6 protein-coding genes and 1 tRNA gene are annotated in these 5,931 nt (G+C 52.3%); 6 read left to right on the top strand and 1 reads right to left on the bottom strand.

The window, feature by feature from the left end; all coding sequences use genetic code 11:
- Nucleotides 1–74: 74 nt before the first annotated feature.
- Nucleotides 75–353, bottom strand: a complete 279-nt coding sequence (locus tag BLU70_RS13910) for a hypothetical protein (RefSeq protein WP_040289343.1) — start codon at nucleotides 351–353, stop codon at nucleotides 75–77.
- Nucleotides 354–576: 223 nt separating this feature from the next.
- Here BLU70_RS13910 and guaB point away from each other — a divergent pair, with 223 nt between their 5' ends.
- The 6 genes from guaB to BLU70_RS13880 all read left to right on the top strand — a co-directional run bounded on the left by guaB (nucleotide 577) and on the right by BLU70_RS13880 (nucleotide 5,725).
- Nucleotides 577–2,061, top strand: a complete 1,485-nt coding sequence (gene guaB, locus BLU70_RS13905; protein WP_074693938.1) for an IMP dehydrogenase — start codon at nucleotides 577–579, stop codon at nucleotides 2,059–2,061.
- Nucleotides 2,062–2,182: 121 nt separating this feature from the next.
- Entirely contained in the window at nucleotides 2,183–3,067 is an 885-nt protein-coding gene (pdxS, locus tag BLU70_RS13900; protein WP_040289341.1) for a pyridoxal 5'-phosphate synthase lyase subunit PdxS, read from the top strand.
- 106 nt (nucleotides 3,068–3,173) lie between these two features.
- Entirely contained in the window at nucleotides 3,174–3,755 is a 582-nt protein-coding gene (gene pdxT / locus BLU70_RS13895; protein WP_040289345.1) for a pyridoxal 5'-phosphate synthase glutaminase subunit PdxT, read from the top strand.
- Nucleotides 3,756–3,779: 24 nt separating this feature from the next.
- Nucleotides 3,780–5,057 carry a serine--tRNA ligase gene (serS, locus tag BLU70_RS13890; RefSeq protein ID WP_074693936.1) on the top strand — a complete coding sequence of 426 codons (1,278 nt, stop codon included), beginning with the start codon at nucleotides 3,780–3,782 and terminating at the stop codon, nucleotides 5,055–5,057.
- A gap of 28 nt (nucleotides 5,058–5,085) precedes the next feature.
- Nucleotides 5,086–5,550 carry a hypothetical protein gene (locus tag BLU70_RS13885; RefSeq protein WP_040289340.1) on the top strand — a complete coding sequence of 155 codons (465 nt, stop codon included), beginning with the start codon at nucleotides 5,086–5,088 and terminating at the stop codon, nucleotides 5,548–5,550.
- Nucleotides 5,551–5,646: 96 nt separating this feature from the next.
- A tRNA-Arg gene (locus tag BLU70_RS13880) sits at nucleotides 5,647–5,725 on the top strand.
- Nucleotides 5,726–5,931 lie beyond the last annotated feature (206 nt).

The raw sequence follows: 5,931 nt of genomic DNA, 5'->3' as shown, positions 1-5,931 counted from the left end.
CATCGAGAGGCAGCGTGAGGCTTGACACGTCGACGCGAAAGGTACGAGATAAGACTTGCGAGCCGGCCGCAGGTCTATAGCAGATTAATAATCGGGATTGCCTTAAGAATCATCGTCACGATACCCATTAAAATGGACACCATTGCTGCCAAACGGGCAATGGGCGGTGTCGTTCCTCGGAGTAGGGCGATAATGCCACAAAGGATAGTGACGATGCCGAATACATGACCGATAAAGATACCAATCAACGGTATCCAGCTCAGGATGAATCCAACAACTGCAAGGAGCAACGCAAACCACGCGAATCGCGCTGATGTCTCAACTGGCGTTTCTGGCCACCATGGATCTCTCATGGGCTTCCTCCTCGTTTATACCTGTTTCGGTTCTACGCCCTTCGGAAATTGTCCAGAGAAGGATTTATACAATTCGGTATACATGACAAAAATGTGTCTGGCAAGGCAGTTTGAAAAGAGGGGCTTCCGCGGGTGCATTGACACCCCCATATGCGGTTGTTATACTGCTCACAATATTTTGGGGGCACGGGACAAACTGTGCAAGACTAGGGGAGGAACCATAGTGACAAATGCTTGGGAAAACAAGTTTGCGTATGAGGGATTGACGTTTGATGACGTTCTCCTATTGCCAGCACACTCCACAGTGTTGCCTCGTGACGTCGATGTATCCACGTATTTGACGACTGATATTCGTTTGAACATCCCGATTCTCAGTGCCGCTATGGATACCGTAACCACGTCCACCATGGCGATTGCGATGGCACGAGAGGGTGGGATTGGTATTATTCACAAAAACATGTCCATTGAGGCGCAGGCGGAAGAGGTCGATCGCGTTAAACGTTCGGAAAGCGGGGTTATCACGAATCCCATCTTTTTGACGCCGGATCGGCCTTTGCGCGATGCTGAGGCTTTGATGTCCAAGTATCGCATTTCAGGTGTACCGATTGTGGAAGCTGGTTCATTGAAATTGGTTGGCATCATCACGAACCGCGATCTCCGCTTTGAGCGAGACGATACAAGGCCAATTGGGGAAGTCATGACAAGTGGAAACTTGGTTACGGCCCCGGTCGGCACGACGCTTGAAGATGCGAAAGAACTGTTGCAGCGCCACAAGATTGAAAAACTCCCGTTGGTTGACGCAGAAGGCAACTTACGTGGTTTGATCACGATTAAGGACATCGAGAATGCCCGCCGTTTTCCGAATGCTGCGAAGGACGCCCAGGGACGTCTGCTCGTCGGCGCGGCAGTTACCGTTTCGCCGGATATGTTGGATCGGGTTGATGCATTGGTCAGTTCGCAGGCGGACGTCATCGTGATCGATACGGCTCACGGGCATTCGGAGGGCGTATTGCAGGCGATTCGCAACGTTCGTAAGCAGTATCCTGGCGTGCAACTCATCGCTGGCAACGTGGCAACGGCGAGTGGTACAGAGGCGTTGATTGAGGCGGGTGTAAATGCCGTGAAGGTTGGTATTGGCCCCGGCTCGATTTGCACCACGCGGGTGGTTGCCGGCGTCGGCGTGCCACAGGTGACCGCTATTTATGAATGCGCGAAGGTTGCCCGCAAGGCTGGCATTCCTGTCATTGCCGATGGGGGCATCAAATATTCCGGCGACATCGTCAAAGCCATCTCTGCTGGGGCAAGTTCAGTGATGATCGGAAGCTTGTTGGCTGGCACGACCGAAAGCCCAGGAGAAATTGAGATTTATCAAGGTAGGCAGTTTAAGGTGTATCGCGGTATGGGGTCCATCGGTGCCATGAAGGCAGGATCGGGCGATCGCTATTTCCAAGGGGACAAGCAGGCTGGTGATGCGAAGAAGCTCGTACCCGAAGGCATCGAAGGCCGCGTAGCATATCGGGGACCTGTCAGTGAGATTCTCTATCAAATGGTCGGTGGTCTGCGCAGCGGCATGGGATACACCGGATCGGCTACGATTCAAGCACTTCAGGATAACAGCCAGATGGTACGGATCACATCTGCAGGCTTGCGTGAGAGTCATCCACACGATGTCCAAATCACCAAGGAAGCGCCCAACTATTCAATTTGATTGGGTTCGATCGCGCGCATTGTGGAAACATCGCATCCTCTGTAATACAATGAACGTTGGATTGATACATGAAATATCCGACATCTGTTCGGTTCTGCTTATGTAGAAGGGGGAAATCGGCATGTCAAAAGTCGGTACAGATTTGGTCAAGCGTGGCATGGCGGAAATGCAAAAGGGCGGCGTCATTATGGACGTTGTGAATGCAGAACAGGCGAAGATTGCCGAAGCTGCAGGTGCGGTTGCTGTCATGGCGCTTGAACGCGTGCCTTCAGATATTCGCAAAGCTGGTGGCGTGGCACGCATGGCTGACCCGACCATCATTGAGGAAGTGATGAAGGCTGTATCTATTCCGGTGATGGCAAAGTGTCGTATTGGTCACATCGTAGAGGCGCGTATTCTCGAAGCTATGGGTGTCGATTACATCGATGAGAGTGAAGTGCTGACGCCGGCGGATGACAAGTTCCATGTGGACAAGTCGAAGTTTACGGTGCCGTTTGTTTGCGGTGCGAAGGATCTGGGTGAGGCACTGCGCCGCATTGGTGAAGGTGCATCCATGATTCGGACCAAGGGTGAGCCAGGAACGGGGAATATCATTGAGGCTGTGACGCATCAACGCATGATGCAGGCACAAATTCGCCGCGTGCAGGGCATGTCGGAAGATGAGTTGTACGCTGAGGCGAAAAACATGGGTGCACCCTTGCATTTGTTGAAAGAGGTACATGATACGGGGCGTTTGCCGGTCGTCAACTTCGCGGCTGGCGGTGTTGCGACGCCAGCGGATGCTGCGCTGATGATGGAACTGGGATCGGACGGCGTGTTCGTCGGCTCGGGTATCTTTAAGTCGGAGAATCCAGAGAAGTTTGCCCGTGCGATTGTACAGGCGACGACCCATTACCAGGATTACGAGTTGCTCGCCGAGTTGTCGAAAAACCTGGGTAGCGCTATGGAAGGCATTGATATTGCAACCCTGCGTGCGGAAGAGCGCATGGCAACACGTGGTTGGTAACGACGACTGAAGTGACTTTAAGCTTACGTGAGTAGGCAATGATATGAGAGCCGGAGGCGCATAGCCGTCCGGCTTTCGTTCGAGAAGTGAGAGTGGGGGGATGGCGATGAAAATCGCCGTGATCGCAGTCCAGGGTGCGTTTCGTGAACATATTCAGGCTTTGCGGCAATTAGGCGCAGATGCCGTGGAGGCGCGGCGTGCTGGTGAATTAGAGAACGTCGATGGGGTGGTTATCCCAGGCGGGGAAAGTACCGCGATTGGGAAGCTGATGCGGGAATACGACATGATTGACCCAGTGCGCAAGATGGCCGCTGACGGCAAACCGATCTTCGGTACGTGTGCGGGAATGATTGTATTGGCAAAGCGGATCGAAGGTGAAGAAACGGTACACCTGGGGCTTATGGACGTGACGGTGAACCGCAATTCGTTTGGCAGACAGCGAGAATCATTTGAGGCGGATTTAGAAATTCCCGCGCTTGGAGAGGCCACGTTCCCTGCCGTATTCATTCGGGCGCCGCACATTGCCGCGGTTGGCGATGAAGTTGAGGTGCTTGCACGGTATCGTGATCGCATTGTCGCGGTCCGGCAAGGCAATCTGCTTGCAACGTCATTTCACCCAGAGTTGACAGGTGACCTGCGATTGCATCAATACTTTTTAAACCTAGCTAAGGAATCGGTCGCGAACTGACCAATTGCCCATACGAGGTGTCTTATGCTGGATATTCGATCCATACGTCAAGAACCGGATCTTGTTAAAGCCAAATTGGGGCGCAAAGGTGTGAGTCCCACGGCCATTGATGAATTGCTGGCCGTCGATGAAGCGTGGCGTGCGGCTCTGGCCGAGGTCGAGCGGCTCAAAGCGCTACGTAATTCGACATCGGAAGCGATCGCGCAAAAAAAGCGCAACAAAGAGGATGCGTCGGACGATATTGCACGCATGCGGGAAGTTGGGGATCAGATTCAAACGCTTGATGAAAAGGTTCGGCAACATGAAGTAACTGTGCGGGACATGCTCCTTGCGTTACCGAATCTTCCCCATGACTCCGTGCCGGATGGGGAATCCGAAGCGGATAATCCGGTATTGAAAACGTGGGGCGACGTCCCTCAATTTAGCTTTACGCCACGCCCACACTTTGAGATAGCAGAGGAATTGGGCATCGTCGATACGGAACGGGCGGTCAAAATTACGGGTAGCCGATTTGTGCTGTATAAGGGTCTCGGTGCGCGTTTAGAACGAGCCTTGGCAGCGTTTATGCTCGATCTCCACGTCGACAAGCATGGCTATACAGAGATGTTCCCGGCCTTTATTGCGAATGAGGATAGTCTGATTGGCACCGGCAATCTGCCCAAGTTTGGCGATGAAATGTTTAAGCTTGAGGGTCTACCCTATTATTTGATCCCAACTGCGGAAGTGCCCCTGACGAACTATTATCGCGATGAAATTCTGTCCCTAAACGATCTGCCGGTGAAGTTTGCTGGTTATTCGTCTTGTTTCCGATCCGAAGCAGGATCAGCCGGTAAGGACACGCGTGGTTTGATTCGCTTGCACCAATTCCAAAAGGTTGAGCTAGTCAATCTCTGTCTTCCAGAGCATTCTTATGAGGTGTTGGAGACCTTGACACGCGAATGTGAAGAGGTGCTCGAAGCCCTTGAATTGCCATACAGGCGGATCGAAATTTGCACGGGCGATCTCGGTGCAAAGGATGCGAAAAAATACGATATCGAGGTGTGGCTGCCAGCGGCCAATACCTATCGTGAGATATCCTCATGCACCAATTTCGAAGATTTTCAGGCACGCCGTGCAAACTTGCGTTTCCGCCGTTCCGATACATCAAGGCCGGAGTTCGTGCATACGCTGAATGGGTCTGGTCTTGCAGTGGGCCGTACGGTTGCTGCTATTCTCGAGAACAACCAAGAGGCAGACGGCTCCGTTCGCATTCCAAAGGCATTGGTGCCTTATATGGGCGGGATCGAACGTATTACGAGGTAGTGCGCGGTGGCGCAGCAGGGGGATGTTTATGCGCATTTCGAATATCAGCTTTCGGCTTACGAAGGACGATTTAAATGAGATGATTGCTGAACTTGCCCCGGATGTGCGGCTGCGCATCGTCGATATCAAGAGTGATGGCGTGCATGGGCAGTTTCGATTTCTGATGTGGAATATCGACTTCTGTGCACGCCCCTACTGCAACCGAGACAAGGGCGAGATCGCAGTGGAGATCACGGCGCGCAAGCTGGTGAATATTCCGCCGGCTCTGGTGCAGATGAGCCTCCAGGAAGCCATGAAGGATGCGCCAAGTGGAATTGAGGTACTGCGGCAGAGCCTGAAGCTCAATGTGCCGAGCATTTTGGAACCACTGCAGATTGCGCTGAATGTAGAAGACTTCTCTTGTGTGGACGGATCGCTCGTGATTCGGGTTTCAGATTGCGACCTCGCTTTGCTGAAAGGCAAGCTACCAAGTTTGGGGCGGCAAATGCAGTGATTGACCATCAAGAGTATATGCGGTTTGGGAAATACAGGTTCAGGCTTGATTCAATGTTTGCGCTGGTTTAAAATAAAAAGTCGTTAATCAACATGTGCACCCGTAGCTCAGTCGGATAGAGCGGTGGTTTCCTAAACCGCGTCTTGCGGGGGTTCGAGTCCCTCCGGGTGCGCCAGAAAACTTTGATATAGCGCGGTTTCTCTCTTGCTTAGGGAACCGCGTTTTTGATTTGCTTGACTTATTTTCATAACTTCTTCTAAAGTTCCTCTGGTTACCATGGTTTTATAGTTGAGTCCATATAATTGGTGTAAATTCAGTGGAAGCGCTGGGTGACATCATGTAGACGTGCCACCCCGTCCCTCTTTGGTAGAATCAGTGTGA

The sequence above is a fragment of the Alicyclobacillus hesperidum genome (assembly GCF_900107035.1).
GTDB lineage: Bacteria > Bacillota > Bacilli > Alicyclobacillales > Alicyclobacillaceae > Alicyclobacillus > Alicyclobacillus hesperidum.
The sequence above is the reverse complement of the archived record's forward strand: the minus strand, read 5'-3'. Positions and strand labels throughout refer to the sequence as shown.

Excerpts from the sequence above, each read along its gene's own strand:
- BLU70_RS13910 (WP_040289343.1), bottom strand. The coding sequence starts at position 353 with ATGAGAGATCCATGGTGGCCAGAAACGCCAGTTGAGACATCAGCGCGA.
- pdxS (WP_040289341.1), top strand. The coding sequence starts at position 2,183 with ATGTCAAAAGTCGGTACAGATTTGGTCAAGCGTGGCATGGCGGAAATG.
- pdxT (WP_040289345.1), top strand. The coding sequence starts at position 3,174 with ATGAAAATCGCCGTGATCGCAGTCCAGGGTGCGTTTCGTGAACATATT.
- serS (WP_074693936.1), top strand. The coding sequence starts at position 3,780 with ATGCTGGATATTCGATCCATACGTCAAGAACCGGATCTTGTTAAAGCC.
- BLU70_RS13885 (WP_040289340.1), top strand. The coding sequence starts at position 5,086 with ATGCGCATTTCGAATATCAGCTTTCGGCTTACGAAGGACGATTTAAAT.